Origin of the sequence: Mixta intestinalis (genome assembly GCF_009914055.1) — a bacterium.
Lineage (GTDB): Bacteria > Pseudomonadota > Gammaproteobacteria > Enterobacterales > Enterobacteriaceae > Mixta > Mixta intestinalis.
On record NZ_CP028271.1, the window covers coordinates 2367857 to 2392116 of the forward strand.

17 protein-coding genes are annotated in these 24260 nt (G+C 53.4%); all 17 read right to left on the reverse strand.

The annotated features are described in order from the left end of the window. Positions 1–29: 29 nt before the first annotated feature. On the reverse strand, positions 30–3278 hold the full coding sequence (locus C7M51_RS11015) for an ImcF-related family protein (RefSeq protein ID WP_425280971.1): 3249 nt from the start codon (positions 3276–3278) through the stop codon (positions 30–32). A gap of 299 nt (positions 3279–3577) precedes the next feature. Continuing rightward, positions 3578–4792 (reverse strand): hypothetical protein, encoded by a 1215-nt coding sequence (locus C7M51_RS11020; RefSeq protein WP_160621835.1) that lies wholly within the window; start codon positions 4790–4792, stop codon positions 3578–3580. Then, positions 4792–5058, reverse strand: coding sequence for a PAAR domain-containing protein (locus C7M51_RS11025; RefSeq protein WP_160621836.1), 267 nt, complete (start codon positions 5056–5058; stop codon positions 4792–4794). Before C7M51_RS11025 ends, C7M51_RS11020 begins: the two co-directional genes overlap by 1 nt. Then, entirely contained in the window at positions 5055–6140 is a 1086-nt protein-coding gene (locus C7M51_RS11030; protein ID WP_160621837.1) for a DUF6708 domain-containing protein, read from the reverse strand. Before C7M51_RS11030 ends, C7M51_RS11025 begins: the two co-directional genes overlap by 4 nt. A 2-nt stretch (positions 6141–6142) precedes the next feature. Next, positions 6143–8764 carry a T6SS effector BTH_I2691 family protein gene (locus tag C7M51_RS11035; RefSeq protein WP_160621838.1) on the reverse strand — a complete coding sequence of 874 codons (2622 nt, stop codon included), beginning with the start codon at positions 8762–8764 and terminating at the stop codon, positions 6143–6145. 13 nt (positions 8765–8777) lie between these two features. Further along, positions 8778–9629: a DUF4123 domain-containing protein gene (locus C7M51_RS11040; protein WP_160621839.1), complete on the reverse strand. Its 852-nt coding sequence runs from the start codon at positions 9627–9629 to the stop codon at positions 8778–8780. A gap of 10 nt (positions 9630–9639) precedes the next feature. Then, positions 9640–12015, reverse strand: coding sequence for a type VI secretion system Vgr family protein (locus tag C7M51_RS11045; RefSeq protein WP_160621840.1), 2376 nt, complete (start codon positions 12013–12015; stop codon positions 9640–9642). 147 nt (positions 12016–12162) lie between these two features. Further along, positions 12163–13830, reverse strand: a complete 1668-nt coding sequence (locus tag C7M51_RS11050; RefSeq protein ID WP_160621841.1) for an OmpA family protein — start codon at positions 13828–13830, stop codon at positions 12163–12165. After that, on the reverse strand, positions 13827–14516 hold the full coding sequence (tssL, locus tag C7M51_RS11055; RefSeq protein WP_160621842.1) for a type VI secretion system protein TssL, short form: 690 nt from the start codon (positions 14514–14516) through the stop codon (positions 13827–13829). The genes C7M51_RS11050 and tssL overlap by 4 nt, the downstream gene beginning before the upstream one ends. Beyond that, positions 14513–15856 carry a type VI secretion system baseplate subunit TssK gene (gene tssK, locus C7M51_RS11060; protein ID WP_167522387.1) on the reverse strand — a complete coding sequence of 448 codons (1344 nt, stop codon included), beginning with the start codon at positions 15854–15856 and terminating at the stop codon, positions 14513–14515. Before tssK ends, tssL begins: the two co-directional genes overlap by 4 nt. A 145-nt stretch (positions 15857–16001) precedes the next feature. After that, entirely contained in the window at positions 16002–16304 is a 303-nt protein-coding gene (locus tag C7M51_RS11065) for a hypothetical protein (protein ID WP_160621844.1), read from the reverse strand. A 511-nt stretch (positions 16305–16815) separates the two neighbouring features. Then, positions 16816–18165 carry a VasL domain-containing protein gene (locus tag C7M51_RS11070; protein WP_160621845.1) on the reverse strand — a complete coding sequence of 450 codons (1350 nt, stop codon included), beginning with the start codon at positions 18163–18165 and terminating at the stop codon, positions 16816–16818. Positions 18166–18195: 30 nt separating this feature from the next. Next, positions 18196–18651, reverse strand: coding sequence for a type VI secretion system baseplate subunit TssE (gene tssE / locus C7M51_RS11075; RefSeq protein ID WP_160621846.1), 456 nt, complete (start codon positions 18649–18651; stop codon positions 18196–18198). A 72-nt stretch (positions 18652–18723) separates the two neighbouring features. Then, positions 18724–20322 carry a type VI secretion system protein TssA gene (gene tssA / locus C7M51_RS11080; protein ID WP_160621847.1) on the reverse strand — a complete coding sequence of 533 codons (1599 nt, stop codon included), beginning with the start codon at positions 20320–20322 and terminating at the stop codon, positions 18724–18726. A 144-nt stretch (positions 20323–20466) separates the two neighbouring features. Then, a complete protein-coding gene (tssH, locus tag C7M51_RS11085; RefSeq protein ID WP_160621848.1) occupies positions 20467–23115 on the reverse strand; it encodes a type VI secretion system ATPase TssH in 2649 nt (882 codons plus the stop codon). A 154-nt stretch (positions 23116–23269) separates the two neighbouring features. Continuing rightward, complete coding sequence (hcp, locus tag C7M51_RS11090; RefSeq protein ID WP_160621849.1) at positions 23270–23761, reverse strand: type VI secretion system effector Hcp; 492 nt, start codon at positions 23759–23761, stop codon at positions 23270–23272. A 77-nt stretch (positions 23762–23838) separates the two neighbouring features. Continuing rightward, a complete protein-coding gene (locus C7M51_RS11095) occupies positions 23839–23988 on the reverse strand; it encodes a hypothetical protein (RefSeq protein WP_160621850.1) in 150 nt (49 codons plus the stop codon). Positions 23989–24260 lie beyond the last annotated feature (272 nt).

Below are 24260 nucleotides of genomic sequence, written 5' to 3' on the forward strand. Positions count from 1 at the left end.
CAGCGGCGGCTTTGCCACTGGCGATAACGCTATTCTTCCATGCTATCCATTTCTGCTCCGCTATTTTTAGCCAGCAGCCGTGCCGTGGTTGCGGCATCAACACTAAAAATCTGCTCCGGTAAGCTGAAGTCGCGCAGCGCCAGCAGCGCCAGTGGCCCTTTGCCCAGCTGCGATCGCAGCACCCACTGCAATGTTCGCCCGTCCGGCGTGTTAAAATTCATCATCCACTGGCTGCGGTCAAGCTGCTGCCGCTTGCCCTGCTCCAGCCAGCGGATAAATCCCCAGGTGCCGCTGTAATCGCCAAACAGTCTCGCACCGGCGCTGGTGGTGCTCCAGGTGAGCATTGTACCCGGTTTCCAGGTATCACCCGGCCAACGGAACGTTTGCCAGTCAGCCATCTGATTAAAGTAACGCAGCTTTTGTCCATCAATGGTCAGCTGCGTTTCCACCACCTGCGCGGCCGGAAGCGCCTGCAGATCAAAGCTGATGCCCTGTCTGCCGTCGGTAAACAGAATATCCGACAGCTGGCTTAGCTGGTTGACGGCTTTCAGGAATTGCGGATTAAACGTCAGCCCCTGGCTGTTAGTTTTATCCGGTACCCACTGACTGCCTTCCTTATGTAACACGCCACTAAGCTCGCTGGATAAAAAGCGTTCAATACGGCCACTATCCTTGCGTATAAACTCCGCCAGCATGGGTAGAGAAGCATCACTTTTACTGGCGGCAAAGGGATAACGCCCCTCAAACGCCGTACGCCAGTTCGCCACTATCGCCCGGCTCCAGCGAACATTCAGGCTGGCGGCCGAAGGCTGGAGCACCGTTTCCCAGGCTTGGGTCAGCGGCTGAACAAACATCGTCTGTCCAAAACCGTTCCACTCTTCGCCCAGGCTGGCAGAGATCAGGCTGCCGTATTGCTGGGTATCGGTCAGATCAACGCTCTTACCCTGAAATACCGTTTGCGCCAGCGTCTGCATCATCTCCTGGGGATCCGATGCGCTGGCTACCTGTTGCAGACGCAGTCTCACGCGGGTAATGCGGGTCAGGTAAGTTTGCAGGCTTAACGAGCTGTCTGCCGACATCACATTACTGGCTTTGTTTTTGCCCATCAGTGACAACAGCGGCCCGAATGTTTCATCAAGCGGCCCCTGCGGCCCTGCGGCGCTTTGATCGATCGCCGGCTTTTCTCTGTTGCCGATCAGATCCTTCGCTGATTTGATAATCGAATCTGACAGCCCCTGACTTCGTTGTCCGGTCTGCCCCTGCCAGGAAAGCGTATTCATCAACGCAATCACCGGCGACTGGCGCACGTCGCTCATCAGCGTTAGCTGATCGGTAACGTCGGCGATATTGTGCGCCGGGTTCCAGCGCAGGCTGTTAAGGAAGTTAAGCCAGCTTCCGGCAAAATCGGTGAAATAGCGTTGGGTAAGACGCGCCTTCAGCGCCTCCGGCGAAATATCTGCGGCAACCGTTTTACGGCTGTCGCTCAGCACCCAGTCGATTTCATCGCGGCGAGAGTTTGCCGCTTTATCGATAGCCTGCTGAACCTCACCTTCCCATGCCTGACGCGTAAACATGCCCGGCACCACCTCATCGGTAGTAAACAGGCGGCGCGCATCGGTCCCACTGGTCATATCCTCCAGCGTCACATCGGCAAAATTACGCCGTACCGACTTAAGCATGTTTTGATACAGCGTACTTTCCGCGTTACGGCGTCCAATCTGTTGCAGCAATACCTGACGGCTCTGGGTGACCAGTTCAGCATCTGGAACCGTTTTCCATTGCGGCTGATGCGGCAGTTCATCAATATAAAATCGCCATAAATCAGCGGCAAGGCTCTGCCACAGACTGGTTGAGAACCCTGCGCGTTCCGGCTGCACCGTTTTCATGGTTTGCGCATAGAAGGCGCCGTCAGCTTTATCGGGATGCGCCATCATCAGCCAGGCTTTTAGCTGGTCATAGCCCGCTTTAGCCAGCTCCGCACGTTGCGCGCTGTTTGGTGCGGTATTGGTGAGCGTTATCAGCTTAGCCGCCAGCGCCTCGTTTGCCGCATCGCGGATAAGCCGGTTGTTCGCCACGCCATACCAGGGCAGCATCGCGCTCAGTAATTGCTGATTATGATCCAGGCCGAAACGCTGATACCACGGTGCGCCTTTTTGTAAAGCGTGCTGTAGCCGTCCGGCATCATTACGTAACTCATGCAACGCGATCAGCTGGGCATCAGAGAGCACCCGGCTTTCCGCCAGGGTGTGAGCTTTATCAGCGATTGAAATTATTTGCTGGCGGTTGACGATAAATGACAGCAGCAGACCCGAAATCCAGACGCCGATAAAGGTTAATAACGTCCAGGCCAATGCCTGCTCCCAGCGCATACCGACGCGGCGTCCACGTACGCGTGTGCAGTCGGTAACAATCCCCTGCCAGCTGGCGGGAAGCGTCAACGCATGACGATGCAGCGGCGAAAGCACTGCGCTGCCGCTAATCTCTGCGTCAAGCGACGGCTCCGGTTGATTTGCCAGGCTGAACATCAATCCACGCAGCGGAACGTGCTGCTGCGCGCCGTACAGCCAGGGAGTAAGTCGCGCCTTCCAGCCCTCGCTTTCGCCCTGCTCCAGCCGCTGCGCCAGGCGCAGCAGGAAATCGCAGGCGTGGTTTTGCGCAACCTGCGCCATACCCTGCTCCCGCAGCTGCGGCAACAGCCTGTTAAGCTGCATCGCCACGTCATCCGGCGCAGCCTTCGCCGGCAGCGTCATTCCCACGGCCTGGTTTATTCTTCCCGCCTGCGGCCAGTCACTATCGCACAGCTGCCACAGCCAAACCGGCGGCTGATAGCGCAACGCCTCACCTGCTTTTTCCAGCCCGCGTAAATCGTTATCGCTTATCTGCGGCGTCAGATTTTGCCTCTCGTTGATAACGCGAACGATTCCGTCCAGCGGGCGGCTGCGGCGCAGTTTGCGCAGGGCCTTATATTTTTCACTGTCGGGATCGGCGGCCAGGCTGCCGCCGTAAATCAGAACGGTACGGTTACCTTCCAGCCACAAACTGGCCTGTAAACCAGGAATAAGCTGGTCGATGGCGGCGTCATCGCCGGTGAGCAGCAGCAGACGGACTTTACCGCGCCAGAAAAGGCCGTAACGACGACGCAGGTGCTCTTTTAACTGCTGTAAGCCAGCTACCGCCGATGATAATTTATCTATTTTATTCCGTGCATAATTATCGCTGTGCCCGGAAGCCAGCGTTTTGGCTTTGTGGTAAACGCGTCTGCCATAAAAATAGGACATAAAAAAGAAAAGAATAATAAAAAGAAGCAGACTTCCGGTTAAAACCATAAATAGAGTAAATAAGCGCTCCTGCCAGACAGATTTTGGAGTAATATTTAACAATATAGGTTGGTTTTTTATTACCAGGCAAATAATAATTCCAAGACATAAAAAAACAAATAACACTAACCATAACTGAAATGTTTTAGATTTCAATCCCTTTAAAATATTATCCACTCTCGCCTCCGAAACAGAGTGATCAGATATAGCCACGCTTTTGGTAATTTGAGATGCTGCTCTACACAACACCCGGTATATAACTAAATTTTTACCGGGCGAACGACCAGACACCATAAAGAAGCATCCTGACTACACTTACTTACTACTAAGTGCGATGATGGATAGCTGTTAAAGCCAGCAGCCAGTATGATTGCAAGCCATGGCGTAACAAGTCCAATATCGCCACTATGGTTATTAATATTAATAAAATTATCTTTGAGTGAATTACTCTGAGGATCGATAATACTGCCAGAAAATAACATTCCCGTAGCTTCTTCACTATTTATGCCAGCCAACCACAGCAAGTTAATTTCTTCAATAGCCGTTTTACCCCATAATAACGCATTGCCTGTTGTATCACTGGTTATTTCAGGCGAGAATTTTTCAGGCCTGTGAATATGAGCGATGCAGTTTTCCAAATAAAGGTTTTCTGGCGATGAATGAAAAATTAAAGCGACCGCTGCTTCTCCTTCGCCATTTTTTATTTCCGCATGAATTTTAACTGAAAGTATCAGTAGCGTATCGATAGCTTGTTCATTATCCAGCCAGTTATCAATATCAGTTAAACCAAAGTGTGAAGAAAAAATGATTTGAGCATGAGGTGGTACCTGCGGACCAACACATTCATCAATGGCCTTAACGGTGTCCTCTGTTAATATGCTATCACTGTCAACCTGTATAATTACTTTAACAACCGCTGAATTATTTATTTTCAGCAATTCTTTCTGGATTTCTTCGTCGATAAGGAGATACTGAATTTGTTTGATTATCCGACAGGTAACAGGCTGGCCTTTATCACTGAAGTAAGCCTTGTGATCAACACTCTGGGTTAACTCATTGACTACAGCTGGCAATACTACCCCTTGTGATAACATAAATTGCTCTGTCAACGCTCCAGAAGTAACAATATGAGGCAGGCGTACACAAAATCCTTTTAATGCTAAATAGCGTTGTCCGCGCTGGATTTCATCAGCTATATCTTTTTCACGTTCATGATTCCAGCCATCGGACAAACTTATGGATACGAGATATATTAACCAGCGCAGGCTAAAAAAAATTAGCCATGATAATACTGGCACACCAACTGCATAAATCCAAAAAACCATTGTCTGGTTTTCTTTATTGGTTGGCCACAACCATGCGACTAATAAACCGCTGCATACTGTCATAATAAAAAGGAAAAACAACCAACGTTTTAATGACGGCGATTTTTTACGTTTAATAACAGGCGGAATAATCGAGAGATCGACAGGCATTAATTTAACGTCTTTGCGTTGCTAAGGGATGAGATTAATTTACAACCGCAGGTACACTTATGCCCATGAAATGCAACTGGCAAACCGTTATCTTTCATCGTGGGATGACCTTCCGCTATATATGACGGTTTATGACCTGGAATAGGGCAGCTTACAGGATCGTTTAAACGAGCCACACCAATACCCTGAAATTTCATATTGACGGAACCCGAGAGCACCTTACCACTATGCGTTGTTTTATCACCAATACGAATAATACCCTTCATTTATTTATCCCTTTCTTAATTTTCTTTTCTATTTTTTGCGTGCTGTCAGCCGCCTTTGCTGCTGCTATCATGGCCTGCTTTTTGTCCACCATGCTGTGCGCCATATCCAGCCCCACCATCCAGCGCCAGAGCGGACGCGGGTTGTGTACCGCGCTGATATCCCACGGGTCATCCGGGGCAATCACGCACTGCACCTCCACCTCCGCGCTCCAGCGCGGGATTTTACAGCTGTACATCGCAAACAGGCGAAACGGCCACACCGTCAGGTACAGCACCATCAGAAAGGGAACCAAAAACAACGGCGCGCCGTAGGCAGCACTGAGCATCAGGTACCAGTAGCCAAATAAAATACCTTCACGCCGCCCCTCCACCGGCGGCATCAGCTTCAGCACGTGCGCCACGGCCTCCGGCCCCTCCTCCATATAGCGGCGCACAAACTCCCAGTTGGCATACAGCTCCTCGCGGCGCGCGGCGGAAACCGGGAACGTGAAGGTTCTCAGCACCGTTTTACGGTCTTCCGCCAGCACGTGGCCGCGGATATCGTAATATTTACGTTTAAATCTTGTTTTTGTATAACAGCCGGTGGTGAAGAAAATCTCATCCCACGGAGCGCTGTAGATATCTCCGTCGGTGCTGAAAACATGTACCCGCCTGTTTTTACGATCAAATCTGACGGGATAGTGTGTCCAGCGGAAACACTCCACCCTGAGCATTCGCCAGAAAATAAAGGTTAATAGCAGGGTTATTGTCAGAGCGATAAGACCTATAACGTAAAATGAAGTATCATAATCATGCTGCAGAAAATAATGCACAAACATATTATAAGGCATGTAAAAATCGCCTGCAATGCAGAGAACCAGAGAGCCAAGCGCAGATACTGTTAGAAAACCTTTAACCGAATACCATTTATCCACTATTTCCATATAACCTGAACTGAAATGGATTACGGCCGTATCATCCATAATGTTTCGATCGCCCAGATCGATTTTTTCATTCTGGTGCAACTGGTTATTCATTTCATCTTCAGTAAGCACAGGCGATGCCCGGTACTTATATTTAATCATTAAACCTTCGTAATCCATATTTACTCCATGTGCATAATATCTTTTAGGCTTTGCATTTCAACCTGCATCGTTGGGTGTTTTTCAGGAGCTAATCCTGATGGAGTAATTCCCCACATGGTTTTTTCCAGCCATTTTTGCAACTCATTAGTTTGTTTATAAGAAATATAAAAAGCTGATATTAATAGCACTCCTGCCATAATCCATCCAAGAGTAAGGCCAACGATTTCCATACTGACTGCCACCGAACCCAATGTAGCGGATCCTACACGTATTCCCAAAATAGCAATGATATCCCCAACAAACTTCCAGCTGATAAATGGCGCTACTGATAAATACAACCCTGAAATTGCTGATGCACCATACGCAAAGGCTAAGCCTCTACGCTTATTATTCCACTCTTCTTTAAAATGAACAGCATCATAATATGCCGACATTAATCCCCCTGCAGCGCCAAAATATCTTCCTGTTGCAGCAAACCATCCGGCAATTTTTTCTGCAGCAGAAGCAGAAAAAGCAGCGCCTAGTTTATTAAAGCGTATAATCGCCGTTTCTATTGTTCCAGCCGTTGTTCCCGTTAAGGATAACGTGCCTGCCCAGAAGCGATTTCTGGCCTCCTGCTGGCTTGCGGTAAGAGGTTTATGGCTAAAATCCATACTTACCCATAGCGCCGCCGTTTGTAAAGCCATGGAAACAACACCAAGCGCCAGCGGCACACTCTGCCTTATCGAGCTAAAGCTGGCATTAACATGATTTTGCCAGCGAGCGAACAGCAGCCTGTCAACCTCAGCTTCGGTACGCAAAGATTCTTGCAGGCGATAATTACGTTGGTTTTCAGGCAATGCAGCCAGTTTATCAAAAGTTTCCAAATCAATAGCGCCAACATAATTCCGTTCGCCGTTCCCGCTAAGAGGCAGGCCATCAATTTTCAGACGACGCACTTCCCAGCGAACATACATACGTAAGACATCTTCCGTTTTATCACCTGCAATGCCAGCGTTTCGGCCCATCACCCTGACAATATCTTCAACAAATTCAGCTTCTGTCGCCACTCGGGGTATAGGTATAAAGGCGCGCCGAACGCTGGCCGCCATTATACCAAACAGCCGATAGCTTAAACGGCTTTTGGCTGCCGTTTGCAAAAGATAAGAAACGCTACCGGTCAGATTACCCAAAAATGCACCAAGGTAGCCTGCTCCTGCCTCATGCATTTGGCCCAGCGTATCCTTGAACGCATCAGCAAAAGAGCTCCATGGCTTATCCCATAGACTGCTCTTATCCTGAAAGTAGGCCTCAAAGCGCTCTGAAAATTTATCCTGATTAAACACCAGCGCACGCATTAGAATATTATCATTATCATCCGTTCTCTTTTTCAGCTGCTCGGTGAAATAGCGAAACGTCAACGCTTTGTCCTGCATACCAGTAATGCAGTAATTAACCGTTTGAATATAGTCGAATCCGCTCTCGATATTTGTTTCATCAAAGTTATATTTAAAGTAACTCGTAGTCAGTTCACTTTTGAACCATGCCAGATACATTTCAGACGCGGGTATGATAACCGAGCCATCGTAATTTTTTATTTCCCCGTTAAATTCTTTAACAGACTGCTCAAGCTGTTTTTCATCGTAGTGCGCCGCGTAAGTTTGCCACTTTTCATGCACTATCCTTTGCAGGTTACTATCCAGATAAGCATTACTTTGCTCTGCAAGTTCCGCTGATGGCAAAAGAGGCATTGCTCCGCGCGTATTAACTCCAAGCTTATCCCTCATCGCCCTAAATTCAGTTTCTGAAATGACATCGCGAGCACACTGACGAATCATTGCCTCCTTCATGCCCGTTATCGTGCTGGCAAGCACATATTTCCACAGGTGTTTTTCATTGGCGTAAAGATCACGCACTATCTGATAAGACAACAGTGATGAAATTTCCTGTAAGACGGCAACCGGATCCTGAAGAACTATCATGGCACCACTGCCGGGCATTAACTGCTCTGCAGCCTGCAATAAATTAGCGCCAGCAGCAGGAAGCGGCTGAAAAGAGGATGCCGAATAATCTTTCATTTCAGCATAAACGGATAAAGAGTGATGTTCAGCAACAACTTCGCTCAACCGGGAAAGCGCTAGCAGATTTTCTCCCTGCCCGTTGTTAAGCCAGGCGTCCATATCAAACTTTTGCATCGTTCTCTGACGAACACTGGGATCTTCATATTTTTTCCTGATCGCTGGTGTCCATTTATTTTCCGACCAGCCAAACCAGAATACACCGTTCTTCATGGGAGGGGGCATTATCGGCAAAGTCACCAGAGAAGCGCGAGCCAGCTCATCTGGTTTAGTTATGCAGGGCTTCATTTCACCGCTTAACAAGCCTGGTGGTATATAACCAGAGCCAGGTAAAGGATAATAATAGCCCTGTTTCGTTACATAATAATCCTGCCAGCGGTCGATCATCTCATCATAGACATGGAGATAGCCCTCCCTCAGTAAACGCCCCGTATAGGATGTTTTTCCACCAGGAACAATAGACGGATAAACTTCTTCCGGTAAGTGAGGAACTTTATCGTTCTTATCTGCAATGCCGGGACGTATTGGTAAAACGGGTAAACCATAGCGACTGCAAAAACCACACCCCTGATTACTTTTTTCCATCGTCACATTCCTTTCAACGCCCTGACTGAATAACGATCTCCTGCCATTGAATATCACTCAGGTTTCTTACTGTTCGGAAAAATATTCCCGGCTTATTGTTTGCATATTTTAGCAAATTCTGGATTACAGGAGCGCGCCAAAAATCAGGTGAACGAGTTAAGGCACTACAGGTGAAAATAATTAAATCATCGTCGTGCTCAAGCCCCAAACCTCTTCCCTGATTTAATAAATTTTCAATCTCCTGACTGCATCGCTGGCGCTCCTGAATATTACTACCAATTTCCATTTCATTTAGTACGCAGTTTATCAAACCAATATTTTGCAACCGGGAAAATGGCGGAGTATTGCCGCTTTCTGCGTCAGCAGAACCGCTTTGCGAGGAACGATACTCTAAGCTATGCCATTGTCCTTCAATCCACAGAGTCCAGTGTGTGATTTGATTAACAGGAAGGAAAGCCATTAACTCTTTCCATGTAAACATCCAGAAAAAGTGAATTAACACGCGCGGATCATAGTAACGAATGATATAGTTTTGATGCCTTTCATCAGTAAAAAGCATGGCTTTAATCAGCGAACTGCGAATCTCTTGCGCAGAGCTGTCGCTTCGAAACACTAACTTACATAGCGGAGGTACGTCTGAAGACGTCGCCTGACCCAGCTGCTGCATCAACGTTTGCCAACCATCCGCCTTCATCTCTTTTAGCGGCAGCAACCACGGATAGAGCGGAGCCTGAGGTTGCAGCATGGGTGAAACCATTTCCAGCACCGGCCACGATTTATCAATATCCGGATGCTGCATTCTGTCAATAATGGCAAAATCATGCTGGCCTAATGGCAGCGGATTTTCCAGGTAGTGTGGTTGCATCTTTGCGTCCTCACTTCAACGGTACGGTAGCACTGCCCTGAATAAGCGCTTCAGATGCTGCATTTTCACAGGCGGTAAATTTAGGGAACGGAGCCTGCTGCATTGCAGGACCAGCGTAATTAAAGTCAGCGCTCTTCACGTTAAACTCACCACCGGTGCCGTTCTCTATTTTTGTCGGGTCAATTGTCAGAAAAGAGCCACCGCATTGCAGCGTAATTTTCTTCTTAGCTGAAATGATAATTTCATCATCGGTACTGGTAACAGAAAGCGCTTTGGCAGCAATGATATCCATACCATCACTCTGTGCCTGAATTTCAACCATTCCTTTAGCTGCTACCAGTTTCATGCCTAATTCATGCACAAATGCAACAAAGCCTTTTTTAGCCGCCAGAACCATGCGCTTGAGCGCACTGACCTCTGTATTACCACCAGCAGTAAATATTTGGTTATGGTTTGCGCTCAGCTGAATATGCTGAGGCGTGGACAGTGCTATACCTCCGGGCGCTCCGGCAACGATAACCGGCTCTTGAAGCTGGTCTACGCTTTGCTGCAAAAACTGTTGTTGACTGTTCTCATCCAATCCATCAATTTTTGCCGTTATCAGGACATCAGACAGCGACTGCGCCAGCGCTAATGCATCAGCGAGCTGACGCTTAATTTCATCCATACTCAACTGCTGCGCCATCGCTTTCGGCTGGGCCTGCGTTGTCAGCAGTAAACCTTTACCGCCGCGAACGGCGATCCAGTCATCAGTGCGGATTTCGGCCCCCTCGCCCCGCTGCTGCCGCTCGCTGTCCACCAGGTGGCCGAGGTTCAGCTGGCTTTTGCCACCATACTCCGTGGAGATTTTGATATGCTCCTGGCCGCGGCTGTCGTCCAGACGAATTTTGTTATTACTCGGCGTGCGCAGTACGTTGCGCTTGTAGTTACGGATAGTGACGTGATCCGGGTGGGCCGAATCATGCAGCACGCCGGCAATATAGGGACGATCCGGGTTGCCATCCTCAAAGCCTATCGCTACCTCGGTGCCCGCCAGCAGCGGCAAATGCAGGCCGTAAGTGTCGCCAGCATAGGGGCGCGCCTGGCGCACCCACAGGCTTTCGAAGCCGGTTTCCCAGATGTCGCGATCGAACAGCATATTGACGCGATAACGTCCGTCTTTATCGATATGCCCGTAGGTATCGTTTTCAGTGGTGCTGGTAACGCGTGCCGGTAGCGTACCCGCCATTACCGGGCGCTCGCCCGGCGCGGGGCGGAAGCTGTAATCGGTGCTGTCCGGGATGGCGTCAAAATGGATTTCGAAACTTCTGTCGCGTCGCGCATGGCTGTGCATATGCGTAATCACCACGCCCTTCGTGAAAACCTCCGTGACCTCTTTTCCGCCGCTGACCTGTAATAGCTGGCCCGGCGTCAGCGTTGCACAGCTGGTTATTCCTTTAAGCCGCGTTTGGTCGTTCAGGTAACGCTCATGGCGCAAACGAGCATAGAATGCACCCGTTTCCGGCTGCGGATAGCGCTCAGCGGCATTGCCTGCCGTCAGGTAATTGTCGGCGTAGTGATAGGCTTCGCCATAGGTGGTGACATCGCTGCGGGAGACATCAGCCTGCGCATTCATCTCCGCCGTCGCCTGGCGATAGTTATAGTCGCGGGTGCTGACCTGTTTCTCTACCACGCGGTGGCGGCTCTCCATGCCCCATACCGATTCCACTCCCTCGTCGTGCTGCCCGGAAGGCGGCACCGAAGGCAGAGTTATCGCCGCTTCGTGGCCCTGCCGACTGTCGCTGAACTCTACAACGTCGATGTTGAGGCGCGTATCGGTGGTGAAACGAAACCAGATGCCCACCTCGCCCAGCAGGCGAGTAATAAAGTGCAAATCGTCTTCGCCGTACTGCATCACCTGCTCACGACGCGGGTATGTCTGACTCAGCGAAAAGAGAAAATCCTGGCCGCGCAGGCCGTGACGCTCGCGCAGGATTTTTTCCACAATCTGCGGTACCGACATATCCTGATAAATCGCGTTCTGATGGGATCGATCGAGCAGCGCCAGACGTGGCTGTAACGTCAGCGCGTAGCGGGTTTCATCCCGTGAGGTGCTGAGGCGCTCAAATCCGGTAACCACGCCCTGCATGACACGTACCGGCTGCTGGATTTTCAGGCCGAATCCCTGCGCTACCGGTGCCTGTAACGTCAGGGAGGCCGGTTTCATCAGCATTGTATCGCGACTGATCGCGTGATCGGGGCTGGTAAACTCGATGCGGTAACGAAACGGCTGGCTTAGCCGTTCTTCCCCCTCAAAAGCCAGCACGTCCAGTATGGTGTGGCAGTCCCGCACCGCCAGCAGATGATGGCTGTGGCTGAACCTTATGGAGGTAGGATTAGTGCTCATGCGTTGTCTCCTTCCGTTGGTGCTTTCCCGCGTTCAGGCATGCCGTGTTTTCAGTTTATTTTTCTGGAACATGCCCGCTGTTTAGCTACGCTACCGCCCGTCGCTGTTACCCAAGCGCATCAGGTCTGGTTGCAAATTGTGGGATCGTTACTCAGCGTCTGGCGCCTGACAGGCATCCTCCTGTGGCACCAGGCTGATTTCTACTCGCCGGTTCAGCGCTCGCCCTTCCGGCGTATCATTGTCGGCAACCGGACGGCTTTCGCCGTAGCCCTGCACCGCAAAGCAGCTTTCTGCTACATCGCCGCTGTCACGCATCCAGTCACGCACCGCTTCAGCGCGCTTCAGGGAGAGCGCCTGGTTTTTCTGGGTACTACCGGTGTTGTCGGTATGGCCCGCAACCACGATCAGCCAGCCTGGTTTCGCCTTAATGCCCAGCAGTGAATTCACCAGCAGCCGCGTTGAGCCGGGCTTCAGCGCCGCCTTACCGGAATCAAACAGCGACATGCTATCGAGGCGTACAATGGACGGCGGCGGTTCTGGCACGGGCGCAGGCTCAGGTGGAGGCGGCGGCGGAAGATAAGAGCGGATGGCCTCCAGTAGCGGCAGGCGCAGGCGTCCCCCCTGATAAAGCCCCAGGCTCATTCGTAACGGTTCGCCGTTGCGCGCCCAGTCATCCAGCTGCGCCGCATCCGTACGTAATAGCGTCACGGCTCTGGCTTTAGGCTCATAATCGTCCATCGAAATATGGTTATAGTGCCGGATATCGAAACTAAGACGCTGCAACAGCTGACGATTGTTACAGCCGCTGCTGCACAGGGCGGCGGCGGCGGCGAGCGTGAAAACAGACAGCGCGCTGCGCCATGCCCGCTGACGCGGCGTCAGTCCTTGTCCCGTGGGAAGCAGAGGAAAAATGAAATCAGGCAGTAGCGATGACGAGGCGGCTGCCGTATCGATCGGCTGCCAGCCCGCTACGTTCTGTAGCGCGGTATGTCGCTGTAGCCAGGCGGTCCAGAGCGACGCGGCTAAGGTTGCGGGCAGCGCTGGTCCCATCCCCCAGACAACGGCGGCGGGAGACACCGGTGGGATGTCGGGGTTCTCATCAACAAATACACTGGAAACGTGCTGCTGAAACCAACACATCAGATAGTTTATCAGCACCTGCTGCCGCATGGCGCTGGCCCCGCCGTTGGCGATCCAGGAGGTGACCGAGCAGGGTGCAGCCCCGGCACGCCAGAGAACAGGCGTCTCGCCTGCAACCACCGATTGCCAAAGCATATCATTCATAATGGCGCTGCCCGCCAGACCGTTCAGCACCAGCGGAATGCTATGCCCGCTCGCCTTACGCAGCTGGCTGATTTGCCAGCGCAGCGCCAGCAGACGGCTGGTCAGGGATTCCGTATCGCTGTGCTGCTGTGGACAAACCATCACCATTACCGCCAGCTGACGTCCCCAGCCGGGCCGCTGCCACAGCAGCTGGCGCACAACCGGTTCAATCTGCAGATAGTTTTCTACCCTGATCCAGCAGCCCTGGGTTACCGTCAGCACCGGCGTCTCATTCGGCCAGCTTTGCGGAACGTCGCCACAAACCAGCACTATCGGCTGGCGGTAGGTGACATCCGGCAAATTATCCAGGTTAAGGGTGGATTCACAGGCCTGACGGCGGCTGGCAATATAGCTGATTACCGCGATTAACGCCCAGATGGTCAGCATCAGCAACAGGGCGTTTAAACGCGATAGCGGCAGAAAAACCAGACAGACAACGGCTGACAAAAACGCGGCCCACAGCGCCAGCATATGCCGCTGTAGGGCACTCATTTTACCACCTCAGGCAGCTGCGTTATCAGCATTCGATCGAGCCAGAGATCCAGCCCCCACCACAGCGCCGCCAGCACCAGCACGCTGACGCCAATACGCATCGGCCAGGAGGCAAAACAGCTGCCCATGCCGCGTCCAGCCGTTGCCTGCGCCAGGACAGGCTGATCCTGAGGATAGCTAAACGGGGGAACCTGTTCGCTGAGCGCTTTTACCAGCTTTTCACGATCGGGCGCGTGCAGCGATCGATAGCCGCCGAGAAAACCCAGCAGCATAACGCGATGAAAACAGGTAATTACCGCCGTTTCTGGCGCGGGCTCACGCAGTACATCACGCATACGATCGCACAGCGTATCTCCGGCTTCGATAGTACCGAGGAAATGGCCCTGCAGCGGCAGGTTATACCACTGCACGCAGGCATCATCCTGTACGCCGCGGCCTTTTACCGCCTCATCCAGCAGCGCACACTGGGCAATGAGAATGTGCTGGCAACTCGCTTCATCAAGCCCCGCTTCCCGCAGCGCCTTCTGCACGTGCTCCACATCATTAACGCAGCGTTCCCACAGGATGCGTCCTTCACCATCCTTAAACTCCGGTCCGTGGTGCAGGCTGATCACCTGTAACCACGTATCCTGGAGCAGCGCATCGATATCAATAGACGCGGCGATTCCGCGTTTGCTGTCACTCATGTTCTCAGTACCGCAAAAAGTTCAAGTTCAGGCTCTCCCAGCGTACCCGGCGTGTAGAACATGCAGCTGCCGCTCTCCAGCATTTCCTGCGCGGCGGGATGGGAAAGATCGAGAGAGAAATACTGGTTTTCCAGGCGCAGCGGAATCGCTGCCGGGACATGCCGCAGCGGCCTGAGCGGGATCCCCTGACGGGAAGCATTAACCAGGCTGGTGACATAGTCGGGGCTGCCGACTTTACACTGGCGCGGGAACTGCTCCTGCAGCTGCGCCACCGACAGCGGCGAACGCACCGAGAGGTAATAATCCGCGCCTTCGCGCAGACGCGGATCCTGTAGACGGGCCAGCCACTGACGCATCCGCTTATCGTGCGTCAGCTCAATCGCTATCACACGTGACGGCAGGCTGGCTTCCAGCAGATCGCTTAACAGTTCAAATAACGGCGGGAAGACGTGGTTGAGCTGTTCATGCTGATAAACCGGAATCGCGCTGACCTGATGTTCCAGCGAGAAAGTGAGCAGGCTGCCTGCCAGACGTGCCAGTTCTGGGTAGAGCCGCTCCGCCGCGCTTTGTGGAAAGTGCTGAAACTGACCGAGTACCGGCTCGGCGCTGTTGAGCGCGTTCAGTAACCAGAACAGCGAAACGTCCGCTACCGCGAAATCTGCCATCCGCTCATTGCTTTCGCGGCGCATTGCCATCAGGCGATTCAGACGCGCACGTAGCTGCGTCATCAACAGTTCCAGCTGGGTCATCAGCCAGCGACTGCCGCTCAGGGTAAGTAGCGGCGGCAGAAAGGTTTCATCCAGCGTCCAGCTACCCTGTGAATCCTGTTGCAGGCGCGCCAGCGGGCAGGTGAGGTAATCGCTGTTGTTCTGATGTGCAAAGCGCAGCGTCAGCTCCGGCTGCATAACGGCAATCTGCCGATCGTCATCGCCAAACTGATTACGGATATCGTGCCAGCGCTGGCGATAGCGTACCGGACGCTCCGCCGTCTCTTCCGGTTTCAAACAGTTGCCGCCGTTGGCACGCAGCAGCGGCAGCGCCAGTACCACAATCACCTGCTGCTGCTCACCGTCCAGCGCCAGCACGGGCGGCAAAGGATCGGCGTTGCTGGTATCAATCAGCGTACCGTCCTGGAAACGCAGGTGCAGGCGGCGTGCCTGCAAACGTCCCAGTTTCAGCATATCCGGCTCAAAGGCAGCCTCAAACACGCCCCACGGATGGTTGAGCCCCATTTGAGCAATACATTCTGTGGTCCAGGCCGTCCAGGCGGCCTGCTGCTGAAAATGCTGGGGGGCGATCATAATGCCGCGGCCCCATAAAGGTTGTTCCGTTTTCATTATTTACCTGCCTTATGCCGTTGCAGGTTGGTGTGTCTAAACAGCGAGGCATCTATGCTCGCTGACTGCGGGCGTTCCGACATCCGACTCGCGCCGCCCGTCGTGTTTCCATGTTGTATTAACATCAGCATCTTCCCTTGTTAATCCGTTAAGCCTGTCGCCGCGATGCCCGATCGGCTCCCCACGCAGACAGCTCGCTGCGCAGCCCAACCCTCAGCGTCGGGTTGTGAGATATTTTTTCTGGGGGCATCGCTGCAAGAACGCTGTTCACGCTCTTCTGATTAATATTTTGACGTTTCGGAGAGAGCAGCATTTTGCTGCGTTTATTAAAATTACTGGCGAGCGGCAGGGTCAGGAGTAATTCCATACCTTGTGGGGCCAGGCCGGTATGCCGTTCAGGTTTCGGGTTAACAGTCACCAGCGCTATCTTCCGCTGGAGTGCTTCATCCATTAATAAATCCTTTTGTCGCTGAGTGAAATTTTCCCTGCATCACTTTTCACTAAAAAACCATAATAAGTTACCGTGAGAGAAATAATCAATTACCGTTCTCACCATCTTACATCGTATAAATACTAAGATTTTTCCAGCAGTAATTAGCACCTCTCCTTGTTACGTGAAATATAACTGATTGTTTTAAGAAAAATTTACCCCTACCCCATATCCGACAAGTACAACAAGCAGGGGAAATATTAAAGTTCATAATTTTAATTGATATAAATAAAGCTATTCTTCGCATTATTATGAAAGATCAATCTATTGAAACAGGGAACGCATACTCGTCAAAACCAGGATAATAACTACCTTGCCAGCCAATGAAATTTATCGACAGGCTGCTGACACGTAGATTGCGGCCTGAAACAATGACTCTTGATATCTTTAATAATTATGCCGTTAAATAATAACGGGCATGCGAATAACGGTAATAACTTTCTTTGGCGTTAAACAATGCCCTGTTTGCCCGCTAATTTACGTGGATTGCTGTACTTTGCTGACTTATCAAAAAATAGCGATTTTGCAGCTGTTCCAGCGCGGTAGCGGCCTGCCGCTGTTCCGATCCGGCGACCGCCCCCCGCTCCTGCGCGGCAGCATATTTTCGTAACCGTTCTTCTGCCGGTTGTGCCCGGTTAAACGCTTTCTGCGCCGCATACACCGCCGTTTTCAGTTCGCTGACCGTCATATATTTACCGTGCTTTTCATCCAGTGCGTTCAGGCGATCCGCCAACTGCTGTAGCTGACGCATGCCATCGTGCCAGCTGCTCAGCGCTTCGGTGGGGAGCGCATTCGCGGTAATACTCTGCTGCCAGCGGCTAACAACCTCATGCGTTTGCGGATTATCCGGCCACATCGTTTGCGCCTGTAATACCAGTTGCTCACCGTAGCGCTGACGCCAGTCGGGCGACAGCGTCATCATGCGCTCCAACTGAGCGTAGGTCTGCTCCGCCCACTCTTCGCTTCGCTGCATAATGCTCTCTGACTGTTGCAGCTGTTGTAGCTGCCTCCCGGATAAAAACAGCGGCAGCGGCGTCATTGTTGCCGCCAATAGCTCCTCCTCGGCAACGGGCTGATGCAGCCCTTTCCAGCCCCACAGCAGCGCCGCGCCAGCCAGCAACGTGACACCGACGCCCGCTATAAAGTATCTGAAGCCGCCTCTGCTTTCCGGCTTAGCCGTCTCGTTACCGGCACTGGGACGCAGCGGAATAACATTATCCACGATGGGCTTTGGCTCTGGCTCCGCCAGCGTCAGGGCCTCTACGGGCAGAACCACTGCGGGCGGTGCCTGCTCGGCATAAACCAGGTTTTCCAGCCGGACAATCGCCTGCTTAATCTGCTGTAACAGGATATCCGATCCGGCCGCCTGTCTGACCTTATGCCGCGCCAGCGTTTCCCCCAGATCGCTCAGCCGCTTTTCTATCTGGTAAAGCAGCGGCAAATCGTCAGCGTCATTGAGCGCCAGCGTACGGAAAGCCTTTTGTAACTGCAGGCTGAGGCCGGAAAGAATTTCAATTCGCCCGTGCGTATTGGTGGGCCACATCACCGCCCAGTGGCGTGTCGCCAGCGTTTCCGTCAGCGCGAGCCCTTCATTTAATCCAGACAGGCCATCAATATGCGTGCGCGCAAGGCTGTACCAGGCTGCGGTTTGCAAATCTACGCCGTTCTGCCCGAACAGCGCCAGGCTGAGCGTTTCAACGTGCCGCCAGTCAACGTCCGGCCTGGCGGGATGGGATAGCTTGCTAAGTTCATTGCGCAAGGCAGCATAATCTGGCAGCGTACGCGGATCGCCGCCGGTTTTAATATCGTTAGCATTTTTCACGCGATTATTCCGGGAAGATAGAGAGGAGAATTAATAAGAAGAGCCGCTGGTGATAAACTGCTGCTGTTTCAGATGGCGCAACAGTACCCTGCCTTCAGGCATAAATTCAGTGCCGTAGCGTACCAGCCCTATTCCTTTCAGCTCAGCATCGATGGCGTAACGCAGCTCACCCGGCTGCGTCTGTTCCAGCATGACCACCTCAATTTTTTTCAGCCTTGGCTCATATTTCAGCAGCACGTCTGAAAGCGTGGTCATTAGCTGATGAGCGGTGCCGGGCATGCCCTGCAAAATTTTTGTCATATCCGGCAGGCCATAATCGGGCAGATGCGCCAGCGTACCGGCACGGGCGTTGAGAATACGCTGCATATTATCCAGCACCGACATGATCAGCTGGTTTTCCTCGTTAACCTGATGCAGCTCGAGACCGCCGGTAAAGTTACCGCTCAGCATTTCGTAAAGCGAAGGCGAATGATGAATATAAGACATGGTTACTCCTTAGCCGGTAGCAATAAAAGCGTTGGCTGATTCAGTTTAAGGGGATGCGCCTGGACGCTGGCGTTATCCACACAGCACCGCCGCCCTTACCGGATCGAGCTGAATTAATCCGTTCAGTAAGGCATCCATCTGCGGCTGTAGCCGCTGCTTATCGCTTTCACTGCGGCTGGCCTTCAGCCGCAGCAACCGCAGGGCGCGGGCTTTAACCTCAAACGCCAGCCCCGGCTCCCACTGTGCCAGCGTAATCCTGGTTGCGGCTCCGTCCAGCTCGTTCAGGATATGCGCCGCCAGCTCGTTTTTTCCATACTGTTCGGCGATTCTCGCCATCAGCAGGCGCAGCAGCCAGCGATTGCGTGCCCGTTCGGCCTCCGGGCGATGCTGAAGCCAGCCGAGCGCCGCTTCAATACCTTCTTTATCCGCTATTGCCAGCGCTTCTGGCTCCAGCAGCAAAATATCATCCTGGGCAGGCGACTGTACGGTTTCGGCCTCGCTGCCCCAGCTGTTGAGGTTGTCCAGCACCTGCTGGTTTATCCAGTTAAGCGTCGCTTCATCAGCAAAAGGGCTGCCGTCATTCCAGGCCAGGCTTTCTACACCGGGCAGTCGGCTCAGCAATCCCTGCAAATCACGGCGCACAATTTCAGCCCAGGCTTCATACGCACCCCCGAAGCGGCTTAATGCCTGATGCAGATACCATTGCAGATCGAACCAGAGATGATTTACCCCTTCGGCAAACATGCGATCGCCCTGCTCCATCAGTTCCAGCCAGCTTTGCTGTAAATAAAGCCGTTTAAGCTGGGCGCGATATTCCGCCTTTGGCGGGGCCAGACGCGTTCGCCCCTGCGCATCCAGTGCAGGCAGCTGATGCAGCGTATCCCAGCGCACGCTTTTCATCAGGCGATGGGCAGAGAGCCATCCCTCCGGCTGGTCACGCAGATAGTTCGCCAACTGTCTGGCCTGCTCCATCAGCTCACGCCCGGAAGCGATAGTTGTGGCCTGGGCGTTAAATACCGTGCCGCTGGCTTTTAACTGTTCGTCGCTGCTGCTGTTTTGCGGCACCAGCGTATTCATACCGCCAGACTGCGCCATACGGTTTTCCAGCGCACGGTAGAGCGCGCCCAGTTCAGGCTGCGCCGCGCTATCCCAGCTTTCCGTTACCTGTGCAATCAGCGCCAGCGCGCCAACTTCCTGCGTAAATTCCTCTTTACTGACTTCAGGATGCAGCGATAAGGTATCGAGCACTCTGCTGCCCGCCAGCCAGTCAAGCGCCGCTTTACGCTGCTTTTCACGTTTTGGGTAGAGATCGTTTTGATAACGTTTCAACAACGCGGCAAGCAGGCTAAGCCCCTGAATGAAACCCGCTTCGCCATCCTGTTGCAGGCGCGCCCAGACGTAAAACGCGGCGACACGGATATCTTTACTGCTCTGCACCAGCAGCTTTTCCGCCAGCGTACAGATCAGTTCGCTGTTGATGCCGGAGAGCTTATTGACTTCTTCACGAATAAGCTGGAAATCGTCATCGTAGCCGATATCCTCGCCCGTCGGTCGTGGCTCAGAAATGGGCACCAGCCAGCTTTCCCACAGGTCAAGCGCATCCTGCATATGCAGCATCAGCGTCTGCGGCTCTTCCCCGCAGAGGTTTAAAAGGGTATTCAGTGTGGTCATAAAGTCTATTCCGCTGCGTGTTCAGTCAGCACCGGTGCTCTCACTTGCGGCACAGAGCAGACAGAGCACCGCTGGTTTATATTTGTTATTGCTACCTGAAGAAAAGGCAGAAGGTAAACAGGGCGTTTTATTACGCCGCGATGCTTACTGCGCCACCGCAATATCAAACGCCAGCTCAATCCCTTCTTCTTCGCTCCAGCCCAGCGTGAGCGCCTGCGGTTTCTGCTTCGCCGCCATGTGCATCAGCAACTGTTGGCTCAGCACCGGCAAAATCTGCTGATTGAGCAGGCTGTCAACGTTGCGCGCGCCGGTATCCGGCAGCAGGCAGGCGGCGGTCAGCGCGTCATACAGATTTTCTGCGATACAGGTGGTCAGGCCGTAATGACGTTGCAGGCGCTTGCTAACCTGCTCAAGTTTCATCTGCACGATAGTGCGCATCGCCGCTGCCGTCAGCGGGCGATAGATAACCGTCTGGAAGCGCGCCAGCAGCGCAGGCTGGAAGCGATCGCGTAAAAGCGGACGCAGCAGTTCGTGCAGATCGCCTTCGCTCGCCTCCGGCTGCTCATCCAGCAGCTGCATCAGATGATCGCTGCCCAGATTGGACGTCATCAGAATCACGGTATTGCGGAAGTCGATTTCGCGCCCTTCGCCATCACGCATAAAGCCGCGGTCAAATACCTGATAGAACAGGTTCATTACGTCACGGTGCGCCTTTTCTACCTCATCCAGCAGTACCACGCTATAAGGGTGCTTGCGTACCGCTTCAGTAAGAATGCCGCCCTGACCATAACCCACATAGCCCGGCGGCGAACCTTTGAGCTGGGAAACCGTGTGCGGCTCCTGGTATTCGGAAAGATTGATGGTAATCAGCGATTTTTCCCCACCGTACAGACAGTCTGCCAGCGCCAGGGCGGTTTCAGTCTTTCCCACGCCGCTTGGCCCCACCAGCAGAAAAACGCCCTGCGGTCCGTTTTCCGACGTCAGACCGGTTTTGGCGGCGCGCAGGCGACGGGCGATCGCCTCAAGCGCCACATCCTGCCCGACGACACGTTTGCCGATCTCATATTCCAGCGTCAGCAGTTCGGTCTGCTCGTCTTTCATCAGCGAGGAGAGCGGCACGCCGGTCCAGTCGGCCACCACGTTCGCCACGGTGCGGCTGTCGACATCGATCTGGATCAGCGCATTATCCTGCTGAATCTCTGCCAGTTCCTCCTGTAACACATGGATTTCCGCCTGACGGCTGATATCCTGACGGCAAATCATCAGCTGCTGCGCCAGCGCTTTCTGCCGGGCAAAGTGCTCCTCCCCCTGGCTTAACTGATGTGCCAGCTCGTGACGCAGCGTTTCGATCACGGTCAGACGCCCGTCATCGTGGCGGCCGCCAACGGCGATATCTTCCAGCAGCGCCTGCTCTTCCAGCTCCAGCGCGCCAATCTGCGCTTTAAGTCGGGTAAGGATTTCAGGGATAGTGTCGAGGCCCATACGGATACGTGCGGCGGCGGTATCCAGCAGATCGACAGCCTTATCCGGTAACTGACGCCCGGTAAGGTAGCGGCGGGAAAGCGTGACCGCCGCACGCACCGCCGCGTCGGTAATGTGCACGCCGTGATGGGTGGCGTAGCGAGACTTCAGCCCGCGCAGCATCAGGCAGGCGGTATCATCATCCGGTTCATCCACCTTAACCATCTGGAAGCGCCGCTCCAGCGCCGCATCACGCTCAAAATATTGCTTATATTCGCTCCAGGTCGTGGCGGCGATGGTACGCAGTTCACCGCGCGCCAGCGCAGGCTTTAACAGGTTCGCCGCATCCGCACCACCCGCCTGATTTCCGGCACCGATAATCGTATGCGCCTCATCGATAAACAGCAGCACCGGCGTGGGCGATTGCTGTACGGCACCAATCACGTTTTTCAGCCGTTGCTCAAATTCCCCTTTTACTCCCGCGCCCGCCTGAAGCAGGCCGAGATCCAGCGTACGCAGCGCCACGGATTTCAGACTTTCCGGTACGTTACCTTCTGCGATACGCAGCGCCAGCCCTTCAACCAGCGCCGTTTTGCCGACGCCCGGCTCTCCAACCAGGATGGGATTATTCTTGCGGCGGCGGGAAAGAATATCGACCATTTGACGAATTTCATTATCGCGCCCAAATACCGGATCGATGTTGCCTTCTTTTGCTTTAGCGGTGATATCCAGCGTGAACTTATCCAGCGCGTTTTGCAGTGCCGGTGACAGCGCTCCTCCGTTAACGGCCGCTTCGCCTGGCGTCGTCGCCAGCCCGGTATCCGCGCTGTAGCTCTGCGCCAGTTCTGCCTCCTGCTGAACATCCGGGCGCTCATCTGACTGTACATCCAGCAGCGGGCGCAGGCGTTCAAGCTGGCTCTGCGCCAGCGTTAGCAGCGGCCACAGCGCATCGCAGCGTATCAATTTCGGCTTATCCACCAGCGCCATCATTAAATGAACGCTGCGGATCTGCTCTTCGTCAGCCAGCGACGCGCGCAGCCACGCCTCCTGCATCAGCGCCTGAATGTTGTCCGACAGCTGAGGACGTTCGCGCACGGAGCGCGGCAGGTTATCCAGCCAGCCCAGTAGCGCCTGCCAGAGCGTATCCATATCCCACTCATAACGGCGTGCCAGCACCATTACATCGCCTTCGCCCTGCTCCAGCAGTTTCAGCAGCCAGTGCTCCGGCAGGATCTCTGCATGGGCGCGGGTCTGGCACAGCGAGGCTGCCCCTTCGAGCGCACGCGCGCAGTAAGGATTGAGACGACGTAACAGAACGGCTGGATTTTCCATAATTTTCTCTCTTTATCTGGTCCCTGACACGCTACCGCCCTTCGCTGTTTACCCAAGCGCATAAGGTCAGAGTGGTATGATCGCTTTTTTGCTGAAGACCCGCCCGGCAGGCACTCGGCAAAAAAGGCGGACGGGTTTCCCCGCCCGCACTGGCTTATGCGGTTGCCCGCTCGTTCCATGAATCAGAATGGATGATGTTGCCGTCTTTGTACGTCCAGGTGATTTTTTCGTAGCGCAGCTCTATCTGCTCAAGATGGTTGTGCTTCTCGAACGCCGGATTTTTGATGTCGTGCATGACCGGGTTTACTTTCACCACCTTCACGTTTTCCAGCCTGGTGTTGAAATACTCCACCTCCTGGCCTGCATCACTGATTTTGTACCACTTGAACTCGGCTTCTTTCAGCGTCTGACCGGTGGTCACCGCTTTGTACAGATACGGGCTGGAGGCATCGATTTCTTTTGTAAACAGGAACGGCGTATGGATGCGCGTTCCCGTCAGTTTCCCGGTGTTATTGTCCGTCGGGATATACAGGTTGTGTTCCTGCGCCACCACCTCGATGCTCCCCTCGCGGTCCTGCACGTCCACCGAACCTTTGATGTCCGCGCCGCCGTCATCCTTCAGCCAGAGATATACGGGTATTGCCATGTGATTTTCTCCATTTATACGCCTCATCCTTCCTGCCGCCGCGTTAACAACTGCCTGAGGAAGTTGACGTATCTGTTCTAAAAAGCGTCACCTTCCTTCGGTGACACCGGGGTTTCGCCCGGCTCCTGGCAGTCATCTGCCAGCGGTACCGGACGGTTTTTCACGCGTCGGTGCTCTGCCCGTTCCTCCGGCGCGTCATTATCGGTAACCTTGCTTTCACCGCGCATCGTTATCAGACGCCTGCGGCACGCCCGCTGGCGAAGCAATAAGCGTTTAATTTTCTGCATTAATAAAGGGCTGGTGGAAAAGAGCAGCGCATTGAGCGTTCGCGACCTTGCCCTGCCTGAAGATGACCGCCGTTAGCTGACGGCAAAGACAGTACGCTCTCAATCCTGTCCGGCTCCTGAACCGTAGAGGGAGAGGTATCCCGGCGGACCTGCTGTTGACATTGCTCTGGGGCCAGTGCGACCCCGTCAGTCCATAATGAGCGATAGCGCTT

Bases quoted from the DNA above. Each gene is read 5' to 3' on its own strand.
- C7M51_RS11015 (WP_425280971.1), bottom strand. From the start codon at position 3,278: ATGTCCTATTTTTATGGCAGACGCGTTTACCACAAAGCCAAAACGCTG.
- C7M51_RS11020 (WP_160621835.1), bottom strand. From the start codon at position 4,792: ATGCCTGTCGATCTCTCGATTATTCCGCCTGTTATTAAACGTAAAAAA.
- C7M51_RS11025 (WP_160621836.1), bottom strand. From the start codon at position 5,058: ATGAAGGGTATTATTCGTATTGGTGATAAAACAACGCATAGTGGTAAG.
- C7M51_RS11030 (WP_160621837.1), bottom strand. From the start codon at position 6,140: ATGGATTACGAAGGTTTAATGATTAAATATAAGTACCGGGCATCGCCT.
- C7M51_RS11035 (WP_160621838.1), bottom strand. From the start codon at position 8,764: ATGGAAAAAAGTAATCAGGGGTGTGGTTTTTGCAGTCGCTATGGTTTA.
- C7M51_RS11040 (WP_160621839.1), bottom strand. From the start codon at position 9,629: ATGCAACCACACTACCTGGAAAATCCGCTGCCATTAGGCCAGCATGAT.
- C7M51_RS11045 (WP_160621840.1), bottom strand. From the start codon at position 12,015: ATGAGCACTAATCCTACCTCCATAAGGTTCAGCCACAGCCATCATCTG.
- C7M51_RS11050 (WP_160621841.1), bottom strand. From the start codon at position 13,830: ATGAGTGCCCTACAGCGGCATATGCTGGCGCTGTGGGCCGCGTTTTTG.
- tssL (WP_160621842.1), bottom strand. From the start codon at position 14,516: ATGAGTGACAGCAAACGCGGAATCGCCGCGTCTATTGATATCGATGCG.
- C7M51_RS11065 (WP_160621844.1), bottom strand. From the start codon at position 16,304: ATGGATGAAGCACTCCAGCGGAAGATAGCGCTGGTGACTGTTAACCCG.
- tssE (WP_160621846.1), bottom strand. From the start codon at position 18,651: ATGTCTTATATTCATCATTCGCCTTCGCTTTACGAAATGCTGAGCGGT.
- tssA (WP_160621847.1), bottom strand. From the start codon at position 20,322: ATGACCACACTGAATACCCTTTTAAACCTCTGCGGGGAAGAGCCGCAG.
- tssH (WP_160621848.1), bottom strand. From the start codon at position 23,115: ATGGAAAATCCAGCCGTTCTGTTACGTCGTCTCAATCCTTACTGCGCG.
- hcp (WP_160621849.1), bottom strand. From the start codon at position 23,761: ATGGCAATACCCGTATATCTCTGGCTGAAGGATGACGGCGGCGCGGAC.
- C7M51_RS11095 (WP_160621850.1), bottom strand. From the start codon at position 23,988: ATGCGCGGTGAAAGCAAGGTTACCGATAATGACGCGCCGGAGGAACGG.